19 protein-coding genes are annotated in these 20,775 nt (G+C 53.6%); 6 read left to right on the top strand and 13 right to left on the bottom strand.

What is annotated here, in order from left to right:
- Window positions 1-168: 168 nt before the first annotated feature.
- The 13 genes from ACLUXO_RS05710 to dnaA form a co-directional block, all read right to left on the bottom strand.
- On the bottom strand, window positions 169-528 hold the full coding sequence (locus ACLUXO_RS05710; protein ID WP_412136698.1) for a hypothetical protein: 360 nt from the start codon (window positions 526-528) through the stop codon (window positions 169-171).
- A gap of 284 nt (window positions 529-812) precedes the next feature.
- Window positions 813-2,183: a replicative DNA helicase gene (gene dnaB / locus ACLUXO_RS05705; RefSeq protein ID WP_412136697.1), complete on the bottom strand. Its 1,371-nt coding sequence runs from the start codon at window positions 2,181-2,183 to the stop codon at window positions 813-815.
- 23 nt (window positions 2,184-2,206) lie between these two features.
- A complete protein-coding gene (gene rplI, locus ACLUXO_RS05700; RefSeq protein ID WP_003612605.1) occupies window positions 2,207-2,662 on the bottom strand; it encodes a 50S ribosomal protein L9 in 456 nt (151 codons plus the stop codon).
- A gap of 22 nt (window positions 2,663-2,684) precedes the next feature.
- On the bottom strand, window positions 2,685-4,706 hold the full coding sequence (locus tag ACLUXO_RS05695; protein WP_412136696.1) for a DHH family phosphoesterase: 2,022 nt from the start codon (window positions 4,704-4,706) through the stop codon (window positions 2,685-2,687).
- Window positions 4,707-4,846: 140 nt separating this feature from the next.
- Window positions 4,847-5,083, bottom strand: coding sequence for a 30S ribosomal protein S18 (rpsR, locus tag ACLUXO_RS05690; protein WP_003612635.1), 237 nt, complete (start codon window positions 5,081-5,083; stop codon window positions 4,847-4,849).
- A 26-nt stretch (window positions 5,084-5,109) separates the two neighbouring features.
- Complete coding sequence (gene ssb / locus ACLUXO_RS05685; RefSeq protein WP_412136695.1) at window positions 5,110-5,700, bottom strand: single-stranded DNA-binding protein; 591 nt, start codon at window positions 5,698-5,700, stop codon at window positions 5,110-5,112.
- A gap of 40 nt (window positions 5,701-5,740) precedes the next feature.
- Window positions 5,741-6,034 carry a 30S ribosomal protein S6 gene (rpsF, locus tag ACLUXO_RS05680; protein ID WP_412136694.1) on the bottom strand — a complete coding sequence of 98 codons (294 nt, stop codon included), beginning with the start codon at window positions 6,032-6,034 and terminating at the stop codon, window positions 5,741-5,743.
- Between the two features lie 214 nt (window positions 6,035-6,248).
- The gene (gene gyrA / locus ACLUXO_RS05675; RefSeq protein ID WP_412136693.1) at window positions 6,249-8,726 is read right to left on the bottom strand and encodes a DNA gyrase subunit A; all 2,478 of its coding nucleotides are present in this window, start codon (window positions 8,724-8,726) and stop codon (window positions 6,249-6,251) included.
- 12 nt (window positions 8,727-8,738) lie between these two features.
- Entirely contained in the window at window positions 8,739-10,700 is a 1,962-nt protein-coding gene (gene gyrB, locus ACLUXO_RS05670) for a DNA topoisomerase (ATP-hydrolyzing) subunit B (RefSeq protein WP_002879426.1), read from the bottom strand.
- Complete coding sequence (gene recF, locus ACLUXO_RS05665) at window positions 10,684-11,829, bottom strand: DNA replication/repair protein RecF (protein ID WP_412136692.1); 1,146 nt, start codon at window positions 11,827-11,829, stop codon at window positions 10,684-10,686. The genes gyrB and recF overlap by 17 nt, the downstream gene beginning before the upstream one ends.
- On the bottom strand, window positions 11,829-12,059 hold the full coding sequence (gene yaaA, locus ACLUXO_RS05660) for a S4 domain-containing protein YaaA (protein WP_003623647.1): 231 nt from the start codon (window positions 12,057-12,059) through the stop codon (window positions 11,829-11,831). The genes recF and yaaA overlap by 1 nt, the downstream gene beginning before the upstream one ends.
- Before the next feature lie 224 nt (window positions 12,060-12,283).
- Complete coding sequence (gene dnaN / locus ACLUXO_RS05655) at window positions 12,284-13,411, bottom strand: DNA polymerase III subunit beta (RefSeq protein WP_412136691.1); 1,128 nt, start codon at window positions 13,409-13,411, stop codon at window positions 12,284-12,286.
- Between the two features lie 180 nt (window positions 13,412-13,591).
- Window positions 13,592-14,956, bottom strand: coding sequence for a chromosomal replication initiator protein DnaA (gene dnaA, locus ACLUXO_RS05650; protein WP_002879422.1), 1,365 nt, complete (start codon window positions 14,954-14,956; stop codon window positions 13,592-13,594).
- A 475-nt stretch (window positions 14,957-15,431) separates the two neighbouring features.
- Here dnaA and rpmH point away from each other — a divergent pair, with 475 nt between their 5' ends.
- The 6 genes from rpmH to ACLUXO_RS05620 all read left to right on the top strand — a co-directional run.
- Window positions 15,432-15,572 carry a 50S ribosomal protein L34 gene (gene rpmH / locus ACLUXO_RS05645; protein WP_008459582.1) on the top strand — a complete coding sequence of 47 codons (141 nt, stop codon included), beginning with the start codon at window positions 15,432-15,434 and terminating at the stop codon, window positions 15,570-15,572.
- Window positions 15,573-15,620: 48 nt separating this feature from the next.
- On the top strand, window positions 15,621-15,986 hold the full coding sequence (gene rnpA, locus ACLUXO_RS05640) for a ribonuclease P protein component (RefSeq protein WP_003612638.1): 366 nt from the start codon (window positions 15,621-15,623) through the stop codon (window positions 15,984-15,986).
- Window positions 15,986-16,855 (top strand): YidC/Oxa1 family membrane protein insertase, encoded by an 870-nt coding sequence (locus ACLUXO_RS05635; RefSeq protein ID WP_270448919.1) that lies wholly within the window; start codon window positions 15,986-15,988, stop codon window positions 16,853-16,855. The genes rnpA and ACLUXO_RS05635 overlap by 1 nt, the downstream gene beginning before the upstream one ends.
- 108 nt (window positions 16,856-16,963) lie before the next feature.
- Entirely contained in the window at window positions 16,964-18,349 is a 1,386-nt protein-coding gene (gene mnmE, locus ACLUXO_RS05630) for a tRNA uridine-5-carboxymethylaminomethyl(34) synthesis GTPase MnmE (protein ID WP_412136690.1), read from the top strand.
- Between the two features lie 26 nt (window positions 18,350-18,375).
- Entirely contained in the window at window positions 18,376-20,271 is a 1,896-nt protein-coding gene (mnmG, locus tag ACLUXO_RS05625; RefSeq protein ID WP_412136689.1) for a tRNA uridine-5-carboxymethylaminomethyl(34) synthesis enzyme MnmG, read from the top strand.
- Window positions 20,272-20,577: 306 nt separating this feature from the next.
- Window positions 20,578-20,775 (top strand): thiamine pyrophosphate-binding protein (locus ACLUXO_RS05620; RefSeq protein ID WP_412136688.1); only part of this gene is annotated, 198 nt, incomplete at its 3' end.

The following is a 20,775-nucleotide window of genomic DNA, read 5'->3' as shown; positions in this document are numbered from 1 at the left end:
TCACTCATGTTACTAAATACTGGAGCATAGAGCTGCTAAAGCTATCTTTTTGTCATGTATTGAGAATCTTCCAGCCAATCAAAAAAGATGAAGCTCGAAATATTACATCGAGTTTCATCTTTTTTAATTATCTAAAGTCCATTTTTTTCCCAGACTCTTTTTTGCTGGCTAAAGCAAGTTGAAAGATACTGGATAGACCTTTGGAACAAAGTACATGCCGATCCAACGCACAATGTACTTGACCGATCCTTCATCCGCGATTAACGGCGAGATTCTGGCAAATTCCCTTTGAAAGTCCTGGGTTTTCAGCTTCATCGCATCTTCGGCTGAAAAGACCATGTCAACCGTCTTCTTCACTAGCTTATCCTCTACCGTAGGATCATCGACCCCCATTTCCAGTAAAAATAAGCTTAGAGAAACGGGGCTTTCAATACTGTCATTCCGCGACAAAGCCATTTCTTGCATGGCCTCAACCAACATCTTGGTTATAGCCGCGTGATTTTCCTCCGTGATCAAGCCGTTATACATTGCATGCTCCTCCTTATATGAAAATTTGCTTTATTTGCTAAAATAAATGTAGGTTAACAAATGAGGCAAATCTGACTTCTAATTAACTGCTATCTAAGCAGGATGGGCCGCCCGATACCCGACGCTATGCCGATGTCAAAATGGCGAATTTAACCACTCAGCAGGTAAAACCTGGTCATGCTAAGGCGGCATGAATTTCCTCCCCCTCCGACACGGAGGGTTTTCTTTTTATTTTTGCAAGTTTAAAAAAGAAGTGCGTTTTTCGCACTTCTTTTTCTTTCCCCCTAACCCTGGGCCTCATGACCTGGGTCCAGGTTGGAGAAGCGGTTGTAAGGCTTGGAGAACATCAGCTTGGCTGATCCCCGCCGGCCTGACCGGTTCTTTTCAATAATAACTTCAACTTCAACGTTTTCCGGATCTTCCTTCGGTTCCTCGCCGTCAGCATCCTCATCCCGGTAGTAGTCGTCCCGGTAGAGGAAGCCAACGATGTCGGCGTCCTGTTCGATTGACCCGGATTCCCGCAAGTCTGACAAAATTGGCCGCTTGTCCTGCCGCTGCTCAACTGACCGCGACAACTGCGACAGGGAAATTACCGGCACGTGCAATTCCTTGGCCATCTTCTTGAGCTGGCGGGAGATCGCGGAAACTTCCTGCTGGCGGGACTCAGTCTTTGGCCCTTCAATCAGCTGCAGGTAGTCGATCACGACCAGGCCCAGGTAGCCCAGTTCCTTTTGCAGGGCCAGACACTCAGCCCGGATTTCGCTGATCTTGATCCCCGGCGTGTCATCGATATAGATCGGAGCCTGCCGCAAGACACTCGCTGCCATGTCCAGCTGGTTCCACTCATCCCTGTCCAGGATCCCCGTTCTGAGGTGCTGGGAGTCGATCAAACCCGTTGAGGCCAGCATCCGCTGGACCAGCTGCTCACCAGACATTTCCAGGGAGAAGACCGCTACCGGTTTCTTCTCAGTAATACCCACATTCTTGGCGATGTTCATGGCAAAAGAGGTCTTCCCGACACCCGGCCGGGCCGCCAAAATGATCAATTCGTCATCATGCAGCCCCGTCGTCATCTCGTCCAGATAGGCAAAACCCGTCCGTAAACCCGTAACCGCGTCCTGGTTCTGGGCATTATTTGAAATCTGCTCAAAGGCCCCGGCAACCAGGTCCTCAATCTTATGAAAACCCCCGCTCCCCTTTTCATTGGAGACGTTCATGATTTCATTTTCAGCGTTGCTGAGGATCTCATCCACGCTGTCGGACCCTTGAATGGCACTGGAGATGATCTTCTGGCTGGCATTAATCAAGTTGCGCAGCTGGGCCTTCTGGTGGACGATGCGGGCATAGTCCTTGGCGTGAAAGGCAGTTGGCGTCGCCAGCAAAAGCTCTGACACGTAGGCCATGTCGCCCAGTTCTTCCAATTGTCCCCGCCGCTTGAGCTCCTCTTGCAGGGTGACCAGGTCGATTGACCTGCTCTCGTCATAGAGGGCCAAAAGGGCGCTGTAGACCAGACGGTTGGCATGTTCATAAAAGTCAGCCGGCTCTAGGACCGAGCTGACTTCGTTGATGACCTCGGGATCAATGAAAATCGCCCCTAAAACGGCTTTTTCAGCAGCAGAATCATGGGGGATCTGCTGCGTGACAAGATTATCCATCAATCACGGCTTCTTTCAGCTTCTTAATTTTCTTGGGTAACGTGGACCCGGACCTTTGATTCAACGCCCTTGAAGAGCTTGACTGGCACGTTGGTGTAGCCCAGAACCTTGATTGGTTCCCGCAGTTCCAGCTTGTGCTTGTCCAGCTTGATGCCGAACTGCTTGTCCAGGCCTTCGATGATCTTCTTGCTGGAGATTGAACCGAAGAGGCGGGAGTCGCTGCCGGCCTTGGACTTCAGTTCAACTACAGTTTCATCAGCTTCCAGCTGCTTCTTGATCTCTTGGGCAGCTGCCTTTTGCGCTTCGTATTCAGCCTTTTCATTGGCTTCCACCCGCTTCAGGGTGTTCAGGTTGCCCTTGTTGGCTTCCTTGGCCAGGCCCCGCTTGATCAGGTAGTTTTGGGCGTAGCCGTCCGGTACGTCCTTGACCTGGCCCCGCTTGCCTCTGCCTTTAACGTCTTGCATAAAAATAACTTTCATCGTTCATCGCTCCTTTTCTTCTTTAACTGTTTTCTTCCAGATACTCGTCAATTGCCACCAGCAAGCGCTGACTGGCCTCTTTGACCGTAATATCCTTGATCTGGGTCGCCGCGTTGGACAAGTGGCCGCCCCCGCCCAGCTTCTCCATAATCACCTGAACGTTGATGTGGCCCATCGACCGGGCTGAAATCCCGACCTTGTCCCCGCTTCTTCTGGTGATGGCAAAAGATGCCGACACCCCTTCCAAATCAAGCGCCGTATCGGCTGCCTGGGCCGTCAGGATCGGGTCAATCACCTTGTCCTCCGGCCCCTGCATGACCGCCATCTTCGGCCGTAGCATCTGCAGGCTGGCCACCAGGTGGCTCTTAACCAGGAAGCTGGAAATGTCTTCCTTCAAAAGCTCGCTGACCACCGAGGAGTCCGCCCCGATCGACCGCAGGTAGCTGGCCGCGTCAAAGGTTCTCGTCCCCGTTCTGAGGGAGAATTCCTTGGAGTCGACCGTGATCCCGGCCAGCATGGCCGTGGCTTCCAGGTTGGTCAAGACCCGGTTGTCTTCAGCCGGCTGCTGGTATTCGACCATTTCCGTCACCAGTTCGCTGGCTGAAGAAGCATATGGCTCCACGTAAGTCAGCATCGGGTTCTCCGGGAATTCTTCCCCCCGCCGGTGGTGGTCGATCACCACGATCCGGTTCTTCAAGCGGTCATAGAGGCGCTGGTCATAAGTGATGGAGTACTTGGAGTGGTCCACCATGACCAAAAGGGAGTTGTCCGTCGCGACCGCGTTGGCCTCATCCGGACTAACGAAAAGGTCCAGCTGGGGGTCAGCCGCTTGCATCTTCTTAACCAGGCGGTCAACATCATAGTTGCAGTGGGCCGTGTCCAGCAAAAAGTGGGCCTTGACCCCGTGCAGGCGGGCGATCTTGACGACCCCGATCCCGCTGCCGACAGAGTCCATATCGGGCCGCTGGTGCCCCTGGACAAAGACCTGGTCAACATCCTTGAATAGCTCGCCCAAGGCCTGGGAAACCATTCTGGCCCGGACCCGGGTGCGCTTCTCCATTGGGTTGGACTTGCCCCCGTAGAAGCGGGCGACCTGGCCCAGTTCCCTGAGGACCACCTGGTCCCCGCCCCGGCCAAGAGCCAGATCCAAGTTGGCCTGGGCCTGGTTGGCGATCTTTCTCAGTGACTCGCCCCCGTAGGCAATCCCGACCGACAAGGTCAAAGGAGTGTTGTTCCGGCTGGTTTCCAGGCGGATCTTGTCCAAAACTGAGAACTTGTCTTCTTCCATGGCTTCCAAATCCTGCAAGTGGGCCAGAAGCAAAAAGTGGTCCTCATCAATCCGCTTCAGGTAGGCCTTGAACTTCTTGGCATAGTCGTTCAAGGTCGTCTGCAGGTAGGTGCTGGTTCTGGCCAGTTCCTGGTCGTGCATCCGCTCGCTGAGCTCGTCGTAGTTGTCGACAAAAATCTGCCCGATAGCCAGGCGCTCAGCCCGGTACTTGTCGGCCAGGTCAGCATAACGGGTAATGTCGAGCAGGTAGATGACCCCGATGCTGTCTTGGACAACCATTTCAAATTGGTGATCCCCCCACTTGACCACCTTGCTTTCCGAAGTCTGGGCCTCAAGGGCTTCTTCAACCAGCTTGCCCAGTTTCCGGTCGACCGCCGTAATCGTCTTGCCGATGGCGTCCTTGTCGCCCAGATAGAGCTGCAGGTAAGGGTTGACCCATTGGATGTGCCGGGACTCGTCGTAAAGGAGGATCCCCAGCGGCATCTTGATCATGGCCTCCTGCTCCCCCCGCTTGATCCGGTAGGAGAGGTTGGCCGCGTAATTGTTGGTATTTTTTGCGAGAATGTAAACGCCGAAAACGACCCAAAAGACATCCACGATCAGGACCAGCAAAAGCGCCACCCCGAAGATCCGGTTGATGAAGAAAGCCACAACCGTGCTCAGCACCGTCAAGAAGGCGATGCTGGAGAAGGCAATGATTAATCTGGAATCCCGGACGAATTCTGGCAATTCAAGTTTGCGTAAAAAGTTTTTCATAAAATTCTTCCACATCTTTAAAGCAGATTAAACTACTCCCATTATAACCTATTGCCGCCCGCCACAAAACAGAAAAGAAAAAGAGACCGGGAGGAGTCCAGCTCCTTTCGGTCTCTTTATTTGCTTATTGATCCTGCTGCTTAGTCTTCAGCTACGAATGGCAGGAGGCCCATAATCCGGGCTCTCTTGATAGCGTTAGCAACCTTGCGTTGGTTCTTAGCGCTAGTACCAGTGACACGACGTGGCAAGATTTTACCTCTTTCTGAGATAAAACGTTTCAACAGATCAACATCCTTGTAGTCTACGTAGTCGATGTGGTTGGCTGCGATGAAGTCAACCTTGCGGCGACGACGACCACCTCTTCTTTGTTGAGGCATGTCTTCAGATCCTTTCTTGTGTAATTTTAAAATGGAAGATCGTCATTTGAGACGTTAATTGCATCGTCAGAGCCGTCGAACGGGTTGGCGTTCGTGTCTCCGCCGGCAAAAGTGTCTTTCTTGTTATCTTCATTGAATCCGGCATTAGCTGGCCCGTTTGACTGGGCCGGGCTGCCGAAGGCGTTGTTGTTGGCGTAGCCGCTGCCGCCGCCAAATCCGGAATTGAAGCCGGTGTTTTGGCTTTGACCTTGGCCGTAGCCGCCAAATCCGCCGTTTTGCTGACGGCTTTCACGCTCGCGGCGTGATTCGAGCAGTGAGAAATTGTCCACGAGGACTTCTGTCACGTAAACTCGCTGGCCGTCCTTGTTATCATAGTTTCTGGTCTGGATCCGGCCCTGGATGCCCACCAAACTGCCCTTGCTGGTGAAGTTGCAGAAGTTCTCCGCAGCCTTGCGCCAAATCACGCAGCTGATGAAGTCCGCTTCTCTCTGGCCTGATGCATTGGTAAACTGCCGGTCAACGGCTAAAGTGAACGTAGCAACCGAGATGCCGCTCCCAGTAGTACGTAATTCAGGATCACGTGTTAAACGGCCAACAAGTACAACGTTATTGATCATACTTATTTCCTTCCTATTCCTGTATTACGGAAAACTACAATTACTTGTCTAACTTGACAGTCATTGAACGCAGAACTGAGTCGTCGATCTTGCTCAAACGGGCAAATTCGTTGACAGCAGCAGCGTCGTCAGCAGTGAAGGTCATGATGTAGTAACTACCTTCACGATACTTTTCGATTTCGTATGCGAAACGACGCTTGCCCCAGTCCTTAGCTTCAACCATTTCACCACCATTGTCAGCGATCACCTTAGTGTACTTGTCAATAATGGCCTTCTTTGCTTCATCGTCAACGTCTGGCTTGATGATGTAAGTAATTTCGTACTTGGTTGTCATAGACTATTGCACCTCCTTTTGGACTAAATGGTTCTTGCTAAAATCAAGAACAAGGAGTAATTGATCTAATTACTCGCAATGCCTAATTTTAGCACAAAATAAAAAAATTACCAAACATTTTTTACACGTGATCCGGGATTTTCTTCCCACTAACTATTACGCCAAAAATGCTGGTAATTTTTTATTTTATCTTACTTTTTTTGCTGCTTTGCTGCTAGGCTTCCGTTTCCGGCTCGCTTTCGCCTTCAGCTTCGTCTTCAGCCGGCACGACTGCCATGCTTGCCACGGCGTTGCCGTCAGCCACCTTGATCAGGCGTACGCCCATGGTTGACCGGCCAGTCTGGGAGACATCGCTGGTCTTGAAGCGGATCATGATCCCGTCAGTGGTGATCAGCATGATGTCGCTTTGCCCGTCAACCACGGCCACGCCAGCCAGAGGACCGTTCTTTTCGCCGATCTTGGCGGTCTGGATCCCCTTGCCGCCCCGGCCCTTGACCGGGTATTCGCTGGCCGCGGTCCGCTTGCCGTAGCCCTTTTCCGAGATGGTCAGAACTTCGTCTTCCGGCTTCAAGATCCCGGAGCCAACCACGTAGTCGCCTTCACGGAGGTTGATCCCCCGGACGCCGGCCGCGCTTCTCCCCATGGCCCGGACGTCACCTTCATTGAAGGTCACGGCGTAGCCCTGGTGGGTGGCAATCAAGATGTTCTGCTGGCCGTCAGTGGTCAGGACGTTGGACAGTTCATCGCCATCCTTCAAGGTCAAGGCGATCAAACCGTTGGTCCGGATGTTCTCAAATTCCCGGATCTTGGTCCGCTTGACCGTCCCCAGCTTGGTGATGAAGAAGGCGTAGTCGTCTTCATGCCCTTGCGGCAGGTTGACCACAGTCTGGATGTGCTCGCCCTTGTCCAGCTGCAGGAGGTTGACGATTGGCAGGCCCTTGGCGCTTCTGCCGTATTCTGGGATTTCGTAGGCCTTCTTCATGTAGACCTTGCCCTTGTTGGTGTAGAAGAAAAGGTAGTCGTGGGTGCTTGAGTAGAGCAGGTGCTCGATGAAGTCGCCCTTTTGGACGCCCATCCCCTTGATCCCCTTGCCGCCGCGGTTTTGGGTCTTGAAGTCGTCGATCAGCATCCGCTTGACATAGCCCTGGTGGGTCAAAGTCAGCAGGACGTCTTGTTCTTCGATCAAGTCTTCGTCTTCGATCGTGACCACTTCGCTGGCCGTAATCTGGGTCCGGCGCTTGTCACCGAAGCGCTTCTGGATGTCCAGCAGCTCGTCGTAGATGATCTGGTCGATTCTTTCCGGCTTGGCCAGAATGTCCTTGTAGTCGGCAATCTTGACCAAAAGCTCCTGGTATTCGCCTTCGACCTTGTCTCTTTCCAAACCGGTCAGGCGGACCAGACGCATGTCCAGGATGGCCTGGGCCTGGCGGTCGTCCAGGTCAAAGCGGCTGATCAAGCCCGCCTTGGCGATGTCGCTTGATTCAGAGTTCCGGATCAAGCTGACGATTTCGTCGATATGATCCAGCGCTACCCGCAAACCTTCCAGGATGTGGGCTCTGGCTTCAGCCTTTTCCAAGTCGAACTTGGTCCGGCGGGTGATGACGTCTTCCTGGTGGGCCAGGTAGTACTGCAGCATCTGCTTCAAGGTCAGGAACTTCGGTGCCCCGTCCACGATCGCCACCATGTTCATGGCGAAGTTGGACTGCATCTGGGTTTCCTTGAAGAGGTTGTTCAAAACCACGCTGGCGCTGGCATCCCGGCGCACGTCAATCGTGATCCGCATCCCGCTCTGGTCGGATTCATCCCGCACCCCGGTAATGCCGTCGATCACCTTGTCGCGGGCCAGTTCAGCGATCTTCTGGACCAGTTCGGCCTTGTTGACCAGGTAAGGAATCTCGCTGACGATGATTCTTTCCCGCCCGCTCTTTTCAGTTTCGATTTCAGTCTTGGCCCGGACGACGATGTTGCCCTTGCCGCTTTCATAAGCGTGCAGGACCCCGCCCCGGCCCATCAAGATCCCGCCGGTCGGGAAGTCCGGCCCTGGGATGGCCTTCATCAGTTCCTTGGTCGTCACGTCCGGGTTCTTCATCAGCATGTGAATGCCGGAAATGACTTCAGACAGGTTGTGCGGCGGAATGTTGGTGGTCATCCCGACCGCGATACCGCTGGAACCGTTGACCAGGAGGTTAGGAATTCTGGCTGGCAGGACGGTCGGTTCGTTTTCCGTGTCGTCGTAGTTTCTCTGCCAGTCAACCGTGTTCTTGTTGATGTCACGGAGCATTTCCACGGCAATCTTGCTCATTCTGGCTTCGGTATAACGCATGGCGGCCGGCCGGTCGCCGTCGACGGAACCGAAGTTACCGTGCCCGTCTACCAGCATGTAGCGGTAGGCAAAGTCCTGGGCCATGTGGGCCATGGCCAGGTAGATGGAGGAGTCGCCGTGCGGGTGGTACTTACCCATGACGTCCCCGACGATTCTGGCACTCTTCTTGTAAGGCTTGTCCGGAGTCACGCCCAGCTCGTTCATCCCGTACAGGATCCGCCGCTGAACCGGCTTCAAGCCATCGCGGACATCCGGCAAAGCCCGGGCCACGATGACGGACATGGCGTAGTCCAAGAAGGAGCTCCGCATCGTTTGCGTCAGATCGACATTTCTGATCCGCCGGTCTTGTCCTTGATTTTCGTTATCCATTCCTACCTCCCATTAAGCATCCAAGTTTTCAACATATTGGGCATTGTCTTCGATGAACTTGCGCCGCGGGCCAACTTCGTTGCCCATCAGCATTTCAAAGACTTCATCCGCGTCCTTGGCGTATTCCGGGTCCACCCGGTCCAGGCGGCGGTTTTCAGGGTCCATGGTCGTCTCCCACAATTGCTCAGCGTCCATTTCCCCCAGCCCCTTGTAGCGCTGCACGATTGGCTTCGGGCTTGGCTGCAATGACCCCAGGTAGTCGTGGAGTTCTTCATCAGTGTCCAGGTACTTGATCAGCTTGCCCTGGCGCACTTGGTACAGAGGCGGACGGGCGATGTAAACATAGCCCTTGTCGATCATCGGCCGCATGTAGCGGTAGAAGAGGGTCAAGAGCAGGGTCCGGATGTGGGCCCCGTCGACGTCGGCGTCAGTCATGATGATCAGCTTGTGGTAGCGGGCCTTGGAGACGTCAAAGTCTGCCCCAAAGCCGGTCCCCAGGGCCGTAAACAGAGTCCGGATTTCCTGGTTGGCCAGGATCCGGTCCATTGAGGCCTTTTCCACGTTCAGGATCTTCCCCCGGATAGGCAGGATGGCCTGGGTCAAGCGGCTGCGCCCTTGCTTGGCGCTGCCGCCGGCGGAGTCCCCTTCGACGATGAAGAGTTCTGAGATGTTCGGGTCATTGGAAGTGTTGTCGGCCAATTTGCCTGGCAGGTTGGCGATTTCCAGGCCGGACTTCTTCCGGGTAACTTCCCGGGCGCGCTTGGCGGCAACTCTGGCTCTTTCCGCCAGTTGCCCCTTTTCCACGATCTTGCGGGCCACCTGCGGGTTTTCCATCAGGAAAGTGGAGAAGGTTTCTGAGAAGGCACGGTCAACGGCGGTTCTGGCGTCGGAGTTGCCCAGCTTGGTCTTGGTCTGCCCTTCAAACTGCGGGTTCGGGTGCTTGACGGAAATCACGGCCGTCATCCCTTCCCGGATGTCTTCCCCGGACAGGTTGTCGTCGTTTTCCTTCAAGATCTTGGCCTTGTGGGCGTAGTCGTTGACCACCCGGGTCAAGGCCGTCTTGAAGCCCGCCTCGTGCATCCCGCCTTCATAAGTGTGGATGTTGTTGGCAAAAGTCATCAAGGTTGTCTTGTAGCCGGTCGTGTACTGCAAAGATACTTCAACGTCGATACCCTCGTACTTGCCTTCCACGTAGATTGGCTCGTCAAAAAGCACCTCCTGGCCCCGGTTGAGGAAGGAGACGTATTCCTTGATCCCGCCTTCGAAGTGGTAGACGTCGGTTTCCGCCGTGTCTTTCCGCTTGTCAGTGAAGGTCAGCTTCAGCCCCTTGTTCAAGAAGGCCAGTTCCCGGATCCGGTTCTTCAAGATCTTGTCGTCAAAAACCGTGGTTTCCGTGAAGATGTTCGGGTCCGGCCAGAAGTGGACGATGGTCCCGTGTTCAGTCAAAGGCACGGTCCCGACTTCCTTCAGCTCTTCAACGACCCGGCCGTGGTCAAAGGCAATGTGGTACTTCTTGCCATCCCGCATGACAGTGACGTTCAGCTTGGTGGACAGGGCGTTGACAACGGAAGCCCCGACCCCGTGCAGACCGCCGGAAACCTTGTATCCGCCACCGCCGAACTTACCACCGGCGTGCAGAACAGTATAAACAGTTTCAACAGCTGGCCGGCCGGTCTTCTTTTCGATGTCGACCGGGATCCCCCGCCCGTCGTCTTGGACAGTCACGCTGTTGTCTTCGTTGACAGTGACTTCGATCTTGGTCGCGAAACCTGCCAGGGCTTCGTCGATCCCGTTGTCGATGATTTCCCAGACCAGGTGGTGCAAGCCCTGGGAGCTGGTTGAGCCAATGTACATCCCCGGACGCTTGCGTACGGCTTCCAGGCCGCCAAGGACTTGAATCTGGCTGGCATTGTACTTGTCAGCTTCTTGTTCAAACTGCTTGGCCTTCTTCAATTTGTTATCTTCGTCTGCCATTTAATCCTTCCTCTTTTTCTATAATTTGGCCGGAATGGATGTAAAAAATTCGCGGCTGTTTGACTATTTCCTGGGAAATACCATCCAGATCGGTTGTCGTAATAAAAGTCTGGGTTTGACCATGGATGAAATTGAGCAGGGCTGCCTGGCGGTTCTGGTCCAGTTCGCTCATCACGTCGTCCAAAAGCAGGATCGGCTCTTCTCCCGTCAGCTGCTTGATCAGCTGGATTTCCGCCAGTTTCAGGCTGAGGGCAATGGTCCGCTGCTGCCCTTGGGAGGCAAACAGGTGGGCATTCTTGCCATCCAGCTGGAATTCCAGGTCGTCGCGGTGGGGACCCAGCTGGGTCGTGGCCCGTCTGAGCTCATCGTCAGCGATCTCCGCAAAGCGGTCCAGCAGCTTCTGCTTGATCTGGGCCGGCTGGTCTGCAGCCGTAATCTCCTTGGCTGAAGGCCGGTAAAGGACCCGCAGCTCTTCTCTTTGCCCGCTGATGGCCCGGTAGGCCTCGGCCGCGTAGCGGTTGAGGTCGGCCAAATAGCGGTAGCGCCGCCAGATCAGTTCACTGGCTGCCGTGGCCACCTGCTCAGTTAAGACCCCGAGCAGAACCTGGTCACTGGCCTGCCCGCGGGCCAGCTGCTTGAGATAGTTGTTTCTCTGCTGGAGCAGCTGCCGGTACTGGCTGGCGAAATAAAGATATTCCGGATTGATCTGGCCGAATTCCAGGTCCATGAAGCGCCGGCGCAAAGAAGGGGCCCCCTTCACCAATTCCAGATCTTCCGGAGAAAAGAGGATGGCGTTAAGGTGGCCCACATACTTGGACAGCCGGGCCTGCTCGACCCGGTTGACCCAGGCGCTCTTGCCCTTCTTGCTGATGACGATGCGCAGGTCAAGGTCCAGCTGGCGCTTGTGCACCCGGCCAGCCAGGCTGGCAAAGTCCTGGCCAAAGGCAATCATTTCCCGGTCATTGCTGGTCCGGTGGGACCGGCTGAGGGCCAGAAAATAGATTGCTTCCAGCAGGTTGGTCTTGCCCTGGGCATTTTCACCCAGAAAAACGTTCACGTGCGGGTCAAATTCCAGGTCAAGGGGAGCCAGGTTGCGGAAACCGCTCTGCTTAAACCGGCCCAGGTACATTAAAGTCCCTGAACCAGCTCATATTCCTTGCCGGCAACGGTCAAACGGTCACCAGGATAGAGCTTCCTGCCCCGGCGGTCTTCCTTGTCCCCATTGACCAGAACTGGACTGTCCTTGAGGTACCACTTGGCCTGCCCGCCCGAGGAAACGATACATTCATCTTTCAAAAATTGTCCGAGGGTGATGAATTCACCATTAATCGCAAAAGTTTCGATAGTCTTCACCTTCACCAATGTAAAACTAGTATTCCACTTATAAATTATAGTCTTTTTTCCAGGGAAACTCAATTAAGAAGGCCTTTTTTAGGGCCTCTGAGCGTTTATTTACTCATTCAGTATCGTGCTACATAAAGCAGGTATTTTGGGCTTAAAGCCGTAAAAAACGCTTGTATGCAAAAATAGCCGAAAAAAAGCCACTCCGGAGAGTGGCTTTTGTGAATTATTGGCAGTCTGTTTTAGAAAGTTCGGATTGGGGTGATCAGCTGCACGAATTCAACTGACTGGTCATTTGGCACGACCGTGAATGGCCGCAGGCTTTCCGTGAAGTTGATGATGACGGAGTCAGTTACTGAGGCCCGCAGGGCAGCGGCCATGTAGTCCGGGTTGAAGGAAATGGTCAGGTCCCGGCCAGTTAAGCTGCTGAAGCCGACTTCTTCTTCAATCTTCCCGACTTCCGGGGAATTACCGGAAACCAGGACGGTTTGGTCAGCCACGTTCAAAGTCATTTGAACGGCGTTAGTCCGGTTGGCGTGGGTCAAGAGGCTGGCCCGGCTCAAAGTCTGCATCAAGTCAGAAACGGTGAACTGCACGCTGGTCGTTGACTCAGTTGGTAAAAGGCGGTCAACGTCCGGGTAGGCCCCTTCCAAAAGCCGGGTGTAGAAGGACAGGTTTTCAAATTCAAAGCGGATCTGGCTGTCGCCCAGGTAAACCTTGATGTCTTGGTCAGCGTCGCCGATGATCTGGGCCAGTTCCTGCAGGTTCTTGCCCGGGATGATCAGGGACAGGTCTTCGCTTGGACCGGCCACGATGTCGACGATTCTTTGGGACAGGCGGTGGGAGTCAGTAGCCACGGCCTTGATCTGCCCGTTCTTGAAGCTGAAGTTGACCCCGGTCAGAGTTGGCCGGCTTTCTTCGGTGGATACGGCGAAAACAGTCTGGGTAATCAGTTCCCGCAGAGTCTTAGATGGCAGGCTGAAGGAAGTTCCGGCAATTTCCGGCAGGCGCGGGTAGGCACTGGCGTCCAGGCCGTTGATTACGTAGTCCGCCTTGTCAGAGGTGATCTGGATCTGGTTGCCTTCCTTGACTTCAAAAGTGAATTCCCTGCCTGGCAATTTGCGGACGATTTCGCTGAACAGGTGGGCGGTCACGACAATGGAGCCAGTTGATTCAACCCGCAGGTCATCAGAAACCGGTTGGCTCAGTTCAATGGAAATATCGGCATTGCTGCCAGTCATGATCAGTTCAGTTTCCGTCAGGTCCAGCTTGATTCCGCTCAAAATCGGAATCTGGGCTCTTGAAGAAACTGCCTTTAAAACGGAATTCAAGTCATTGATAAAAAGATTGCGCTGTACAGTAAATTTCATCTGGTCCTCCTTGGTTAGTTTGCTGCTCTCTTTATTTAATTATTTATTTATATATAGATAGTTGTAGTAGTAGGTCCTGTGAATTCTGTTGATAACTGACCGGAAGCCCGGTAATCCGGACTTTTGCCAGTTGGAAAACTGTGGATAAATCGCGGACTTGTCCACAAGTTATCAACGGACCTATCTTTCCAGCATCTGCCGCAGGTCGGAAACAGCGGACTTGATTTCAGTGTCCGTTTTGATCTGCCGGGCGATTTTGTCGCAGGCATGCATCACGGTCGTGTGGTCCTTGCCCCCGAATTCCTGGCCGATTTTCGGCAGGCTGGCGTCGGTGAGCTCGCGGGACAGGTACATGGCAATCTGGCGCGGGATGACGATCTGCCTTACCCGCTTCTTTCCTTTAAGGTCCGGTACTGAGGTCTGGAAGTAGTTGGCCACGACCTCTTGGATCTTGGAAATCTGCAGTCCCCTGCTCTTCTGGACCAGCTTGAGGTCGGCCAAGGCTGACCGGGCTAGGCCAATGTTGATGTCCTGCTTTTGAATGGTGGCCTGGGCCTGGACTTTGACCAGGGCCCCTTCCAGCTCCCGAATATTAGTATCGACCTGGCTAGCCACGTAGTCCAGGGTGCTTTCATCGATCTCCAGGCCTTCGGATTCAGCCTTCTTGCGCAGGATGGCGATCCGGGTTTCCAGGTCTGGCGGGGTGATTTCAACCTGCAGTCCCCAGGCAAAACGCGAGACCAGCCGCTCGGACAGGTCGGGAATTTCCGTTGGCAGCCGGTCACTAGTCATGACGATCTGCTTTTGATCATTATAGAGAGTCTCAAAAGTATGGAAGAATTCTTCCTGAATCCCTTCCTTCTTGGCGAAGAACTGGATGTCGTCGACCAAGAGCAGGTCAGCTGTCCGGTATTTCTCCCGGAACTTGTCCTGAGTCTTGTTCTTGATGGAATTGATGAAGTCGTTGACAAAAGTCTCACTTTGAATGTAGACAACCTTGGCATCTGGTCTTTCCGCCAGCATCTGGTGGCCGATCGCCTGCATCAAGTGGGTTTTACCAAGGCCCACGCCCCCGAAGATGAACAAGGGGTTGTAGAAGGTCCCCGGGTTGTCGGCAACCGCTAAAGCGGCCCCGGCAGCCAGTTTGTTGCCCTCGCCTTGAATGAAGTTCTCGAAGGTGTACTTCTCGTTTAAGCGCAGGTCCTTGGTGAATTCGCGGCCTTGCGGCCGGGCTTTCTCGGGCTTGGCCTGCGGCTGGGGCTCCAGCATTCTTTCGCTGCTGGGCGCCGGGCCGTTTTTAACGACGAAAACCGGGTAGATATCGATTCCCGCGTAGGCATAAGCCGACTGGATCAGGTTAGCGGAGATGTTTTGCTCCCAATACCCCTTTGCCACGGGGGTTTGGACGGAGATTACCAATTCATGGGTGTCCTTGTTGAAGGAGACGGGCTTGGTGTTTTTGAACCAGGCATTATAGGATACTTCGTTAAATTCGGACCGCATTTCAGCGTTGAAGCTATCCCAGAATTTTTCTAAATCGAACAAAAAACATTCCCTCCAAAAAATTTTTTAGCAAAATTATTTTAGCATTTACTGACCAGGTTTTCCACAGGTGGAAGAAAGAAATCCAGAATCCACAGGCTGTGGACAAGAAATAAAAAGAAGCCTGTGAACTCTGCTGATAATTTTATCAAAATTAGCCAAAAGTGGATAAGTCTTGTGGACAACTTTTCTTAGAGCGGCAAAAGGAGAGCCTGGTTTTGACTGGACATATCCACAGGGTGTTGAAAAAGTTTTTGACAGGGTGTGGACTGTGGATAAGTCTGCAAAAAAGCCTGTTGATTGCCGGTAAAAAAATTTTTCGCGGTCTGCTTTCTGTCCACAGGCGGGGGATCAGGCCCAGGCAGTCTAAGGAAAAAATCGGGCAAGTTTGCAAGAAAAAGCTTGGTTTTTTTCGATTTCCGTGCTATTCTAGATAAGAAATTGTGCACGTAGCACTAAAAAATGGAGGTGCAAATATATGTCAACTAAGAGAACTTACCAACCTAAGAAGCGTCACCGTTCACGCGTTCACGGCTTCATGAAGCGTATGGCTACAAGCAACGGCCGTAAGGTTTTGGCTAGACGCCGTGCAAAGGGTAGAAAAGTATTATCTGCTTAAGCCACTGAATCCCAGTGGTTTTTTTAATTTGCAAGAGTGTAAAGAGCTTTGAGAAAGTCATATCGAGTTAAATCTGAACAGGATTTTCAGACCGTCTTTGAAAATGGCGAATCAGTTGCCAACCGGGCTTTTGTGATCTACGTCCTGCCTAGAAAGCAGAATAAGCATTTTCGCGTCGGCATCTCTGTCGGCAAGAAGGTCGGTCACACGGCCGTCGTGCGCAACCGTCTCAAGCGCTACATCAGGGCGGTGTTGACCGAGAACCGGGACCGGATTGCGCCGGACTTGGACTTCTTGGTGATTGCCAGACCCTACGCTCGCGATTTCGATTGGGAAAAGACGCGGGAAAACCTGCTTCACGCGCTGAACCTGGCCCACGTCATTGAAGAAATGCCAAATAAAGAGGAAAAATAGTGAAGGACATTTTATCGAAGAAGAGTACCAAGCGCCTTCTGGCCGCTCTGGCACTGGTGACGGTTTTTGCCCTTGTTCTGAGCGGCTGCGCCACGCAGACCACCCAGAAGCCAACGCCGATCTCCCATAATTCCAGCAACTGGTGGGATGCCTGGGTAGTTTACTACCTCTCCCAGTTCGTGCTTTGGATTGCCAAAGTCTGTGGGGGCAGCTACGGCTGGGCCATCATCATCTTTACGGTTATCATCCGGGTGATCCTCCTGCCTTTGAACGCGGTGCAGATCAACAGCACCAGAAAGATGCAGGAGATCCAGCCGGAACTGAAGGCCTTGCAGGAGAAGTATTCCAGCAAGGACCTGGAGACCCGGAACAAGCTGAACGAAGAAACGCAGAAGCTTTACAAGGAAGCGGGCGTCAATCCTTACGCCGGCTGCCTGCCGATGGTGATCCAGTTGCCGGTTATGTGGGCCCTGTACCAGGCCATCTGGCGGACGCCAGAGCTGCAGAATGGTAAATTCTTGTGGATGGACCTGGGTAAGCCAGACCCATACTACATCCTGCCGATTTTGGCAGCGGTATTTACCTTCCTGTCCTCATACATCGCGACTTTGTCGGTGCCTAAGTCTTCCCAGACCACGATGACTAAGATGATGAGCTATGTCATGGCCATCATGGTCGGGATCTGGGCCATCGTCTTCCAGTCCGCGATCTCCCTTTACTGGGTGATTTCCAACCTCTTCCAGGTTGGCCAGACCCTGGTCCTGCAGAACCCATTCAAGTACCGCAAGGAGCAGGAAGCCAAGGAAGAAGCTGAACGCGAGCGCCAGCGCAAGATGCGGCGGGCTTACAAGCGGATCAAGCGGAAATAATTGAATATTCATCTAAAGTTTTTTAGATAAAGTAGTGAAAGTGCTTTATCCATCATTTTTCGTGGTGGAAATTGCGCTTTTTTTATTGGAAAAAAACGAGGTAACGAGATGGTTCAACGTTTAACGGAATTTGATACGATCGCGGCGATCTCAACGCCGCTGGGAGAAGGCGGGATCTCCATCGTCCGCGTCTCTGGGGAAGATGCGGTCGCCATTGTCAACCGCTTGTTTAAGGGCAAGGACTTGGAAAAGGTTCCCAGCCACACGATCAACTACGGCCACATCGTGGACCCGGCGACCGGGCAGGTGATCGACGAGGTCATGGCCTCCGTCATGCTGGCGCCGAAGACTTTTACCAAGGAAGACATCGTGGAAATCAACTGCCACGGGGGGATCGTGGTCACCAATGACATCCTGCAGCTGCTCTTGGCTAACGGGGCCAGAATGGCTGACCCGGGCGAATTTACCAAGCGGGCCTTCGTCAACGGCCGGATCGACTTGACCCAGGCTGAAAGCGTGATGGACATCATCCGGGCCAAGACGGACAAGGCCCGGCAGGTGGCGGTCAAGCAGCTCTCCGGCGGCCTTTTGACGGAAATCCGGGCCCTGCGCCAGGAAATCCTGGATGTTTTGGCCAATGTCGAAGTCAACATCGACTACCCGGAATACGATGAAGAAGAAGTGACGGCCCAGAAGATGCTGGCTTGCGCGGAAGCCGTCAGCGGTAAGATTGACCGCCTGCTGGAGACGGCCCAGGAGGGGCAGATCCTCAGAAACGGCTTGAAGACAGCGATTGTTGGCCGGCCTAACGTGGGCAAGTCCTCCCTTTTGAACTACCTGACCCAGAGCGACAAGGCGATCGTGACGGACGTGGCCGGGACCACCCGGGACACCTTGGAAGAGTTCGTGTCCGTCAAGGGAGTGCCCTTGGAATTGATTGACACGGCCGGGATTCACCATACCGAGGACCAGGTGGAAAAAATCGGGGTCGAGCGGTCGAAGAAGGCCATTGCCCAGGCGGACTTGATCCTGCTTTTGCTGGACGGCAGCCAGGAATTGACGGAAGAAGACCGGCAGCTTTTGGACCTGACCGCCGGCAAAAAGCGGATCATCGTGCTGAACAAAACGGACCTGGGCCAGCAGCTGTCCACGGCTGAGATTGCTAAAGAAAGTGGCAGTGAAGTGATCAGCACCTCGATCATGATGAAGGAAAACCTGGACGAATTGGAAGCCTTGATCAAGAAGCTTTTCTTCAAAGGGATCGAAAACTCCAACGACCAGGTCCTGGTGACTAACCAGCGGCAGGCGGGCCTTTTGGCCAAGGCCAAGCAGCAATTGGCCGACGTGGCCAGCGGGCTTGAGGCAGGGATGCCGGTTGACCTGGTGCAAATCGACTTTACCGGGGCCTGGGAGAGCCTGGGGGAAATCACTGGCGACAGCGCCCCGGATGAATTGATCAATGACCTCTTCAGTCAGTTCTGCTTAGGGAAATAGCGAGGAAGGCAAGGAAGACGAAAAAAATGAAGACTTATGTTTCAAACGAATATGACGTGATCGTGGTCGGCGCCGGCCATGCCGGCTGTGAAGCAGCCCTGGCCAGTGCCCGGATGGGGGAGAAGACCCTGCTGCTCACCATCGGCCTGGACATGGTGGCCTTTATGCCCTGCAACCCCTCAGTCGGCGGCCCGGCCAAGGGGACCGTGGTCAGAGAAATCGACGCTTTAGGCGGGGAGATGGGCAAGAACATCGACAAGACCTACATCCAGATGCGGATGCTGAACACGGGCAAGGGGCCGGCTGTCCGGGCATTAAGAGCCCAGGCTGACAAGTGGGACTACCACGAAGAGATGAAGCGGACCATTGAAAACACCCCAAATCTGACCTTGCGCCAGGCAGTCGTTGACGACTTGATCGTTGAAGACGGGGAATGCCGGGGCGTGGTGACCAACACCGGGGCCCGCTACCGGGCCAAGAGCGTGGTCTTGACGACAGGGACCGCGGCCAGAGGGCGGATTTTTATCGGGGAACTGAACTACTCATCCGGTCCGAACAACACGATTCCGGCTATCAAGCTGTCCGAAAGCCTGGAGAGACTGGGCTTCAAGCTGCGCCGCTTTAAGACCGGGACGCCGCCCCGGGTCAACCGGCACACCATCGATTACTCCAAGACTGAAGAAGAGCCGGGCGACAAGGAGCCCCGCCACTTCTCCTTTACCAGCAGGGATGAAGACTACCTGACCGACCAGACTTCCTGCTGGATGACCTACACCAACCCGAAGACCCACGAAATCATCAATGAAAACCTGGACCGGTCACCAATGTTCTCCGGTGACATCGTCGGGGTAGGGCCGCGCTACTGTCCGTCAATTGAAACCAAGGTCGTCCGTTTCGCGGACAAGGACCGGCACCAGATCTTCCTGGAACCGGAAGGGCGGAAGACGGAAGAAATCTATGTCGGGGACTTTTCAACCTCCATGCCGGAAGAAGTGCAGCTGGAAATGCTGCACACGGTCGCTGGCCTGGAAAAGGTGGAAATGATGCGGCCGGGCTATGCCATTGAATACGACGTGGTTGACCCCTGGCAGTTGACCCACACCCTGGAAACCAAGCGGATCAAGCACCTGTATACGGCCGGGCAGATGAACGGGACTTCCGGCTATGAAGAAGCCGCCGGCCAGGGCCTGATTGCCGGGATCAACGCGGCCTTGAGCGCGGAAGGCAAGCCAGCCTTCACCCTGGGCCGCGACGAAGCTTACATCGGGGTTTTGATCGATGACCTGGTAACCAAGGGGACGGAAGAACCTTACCGGCTCTTGACCAGCCGGGCTGAATACCGCCTGCTCCTCCGCCATGACAATGCTGACCTCCGTTTGACGGAAAAGGGGCATGACCTGGGCTTGATTGACGATGACCGCTATGCTGAATTTTTGGCCAAGAAGGAACTGATCCAGGAAGACCTGGACCGGCTGAGCGAAATCACCGTTCACCCGACCATTGCCGTCAACGAATACCTGGCAGGTTTGGGCGAAACTGGCTTAAACGGCGGGGTCAAGGCAGACGTCTTCCTCAGACGGCCAAAGGTGACGGTTGAAGACGTTGAACGCCTGACCGGGCAGAAGCTGGCCGGGGACCGCTATGTCAAGGAACAGGTGGAAATCGACATCAAGTATGCCGGCTACATCAAGAAGCAGGAAATTCAAGTGGCCCGCCTGCGCCGGCAGGAAGCCAAGAAGATCCCGAAGGACATCGACTATGACCAGATCGAGGGCCTGGCTACAGAAGCCCGGGAGAAGTTCGCCAAGATCCGGCCGGAAACCCTGGCCCAGGCAGAAAGAATCTCCGGGGTCAACCCGGCTGACTTGGCCATCTTGAGCGTCTACGTGCAAAATGGCAAATACGCCAAGGTTCAGAAGTAAAGAGCAATAATTTTAGAAGGCAGACCAGAGATCCTGGCCTGCTTTTTAAATAATCGATGGCCTTTATACTTTTTCAAAAATTAATAAAAACTTTACCGAAAAATATTCTCCAGAAGTTAGCTACTTTTTCACAATGCAAAAAGGGAAGATAGCACAAATTTTTTATCCAGAAAAAGCAAGTTTGTGAATTAACTAGCTTAAAAATGCGACTATCCTTGATATAGCGGCTTTTGATAGCACTTGCAAAAGTGAAAAAATGTGGTTTAATAAAAGGCTGTAAGTAATAATTTTTAAGGAGATTCACTTATGGCAAAAATTAAGGGCGCAAACGCCGTTTTAGATGTTATGTACAAGTGGGGCATTGACCACCTTTACGGTTTCCCAGGTGGTTCTTTTGACTCAACCATGAACGCGATCTACGAAATGCAAGACAAGGTCAAGTTCATCGAAGTTCGTCACGAAGAAGCCGGTGCCTTGGCTGCCTCAGCAGAATACAAGCTTACT

Source organism: Lactobacillus delbrueckii subsp. bulgaricus, assembly GCF_046938665.1.
Taxonomy (GTDB): Bacteria; Bacillota; Bacilli; order Lactobacillales; family Lactobacillaceae; genus Lactobacillus; species Lactobacillus delbrueckii_C.
The sequence above is the reverse complement of the archived record's forward strand: the minus strand, read 5'-3'. Positions and strand labels throughout refer to the sequence as shown.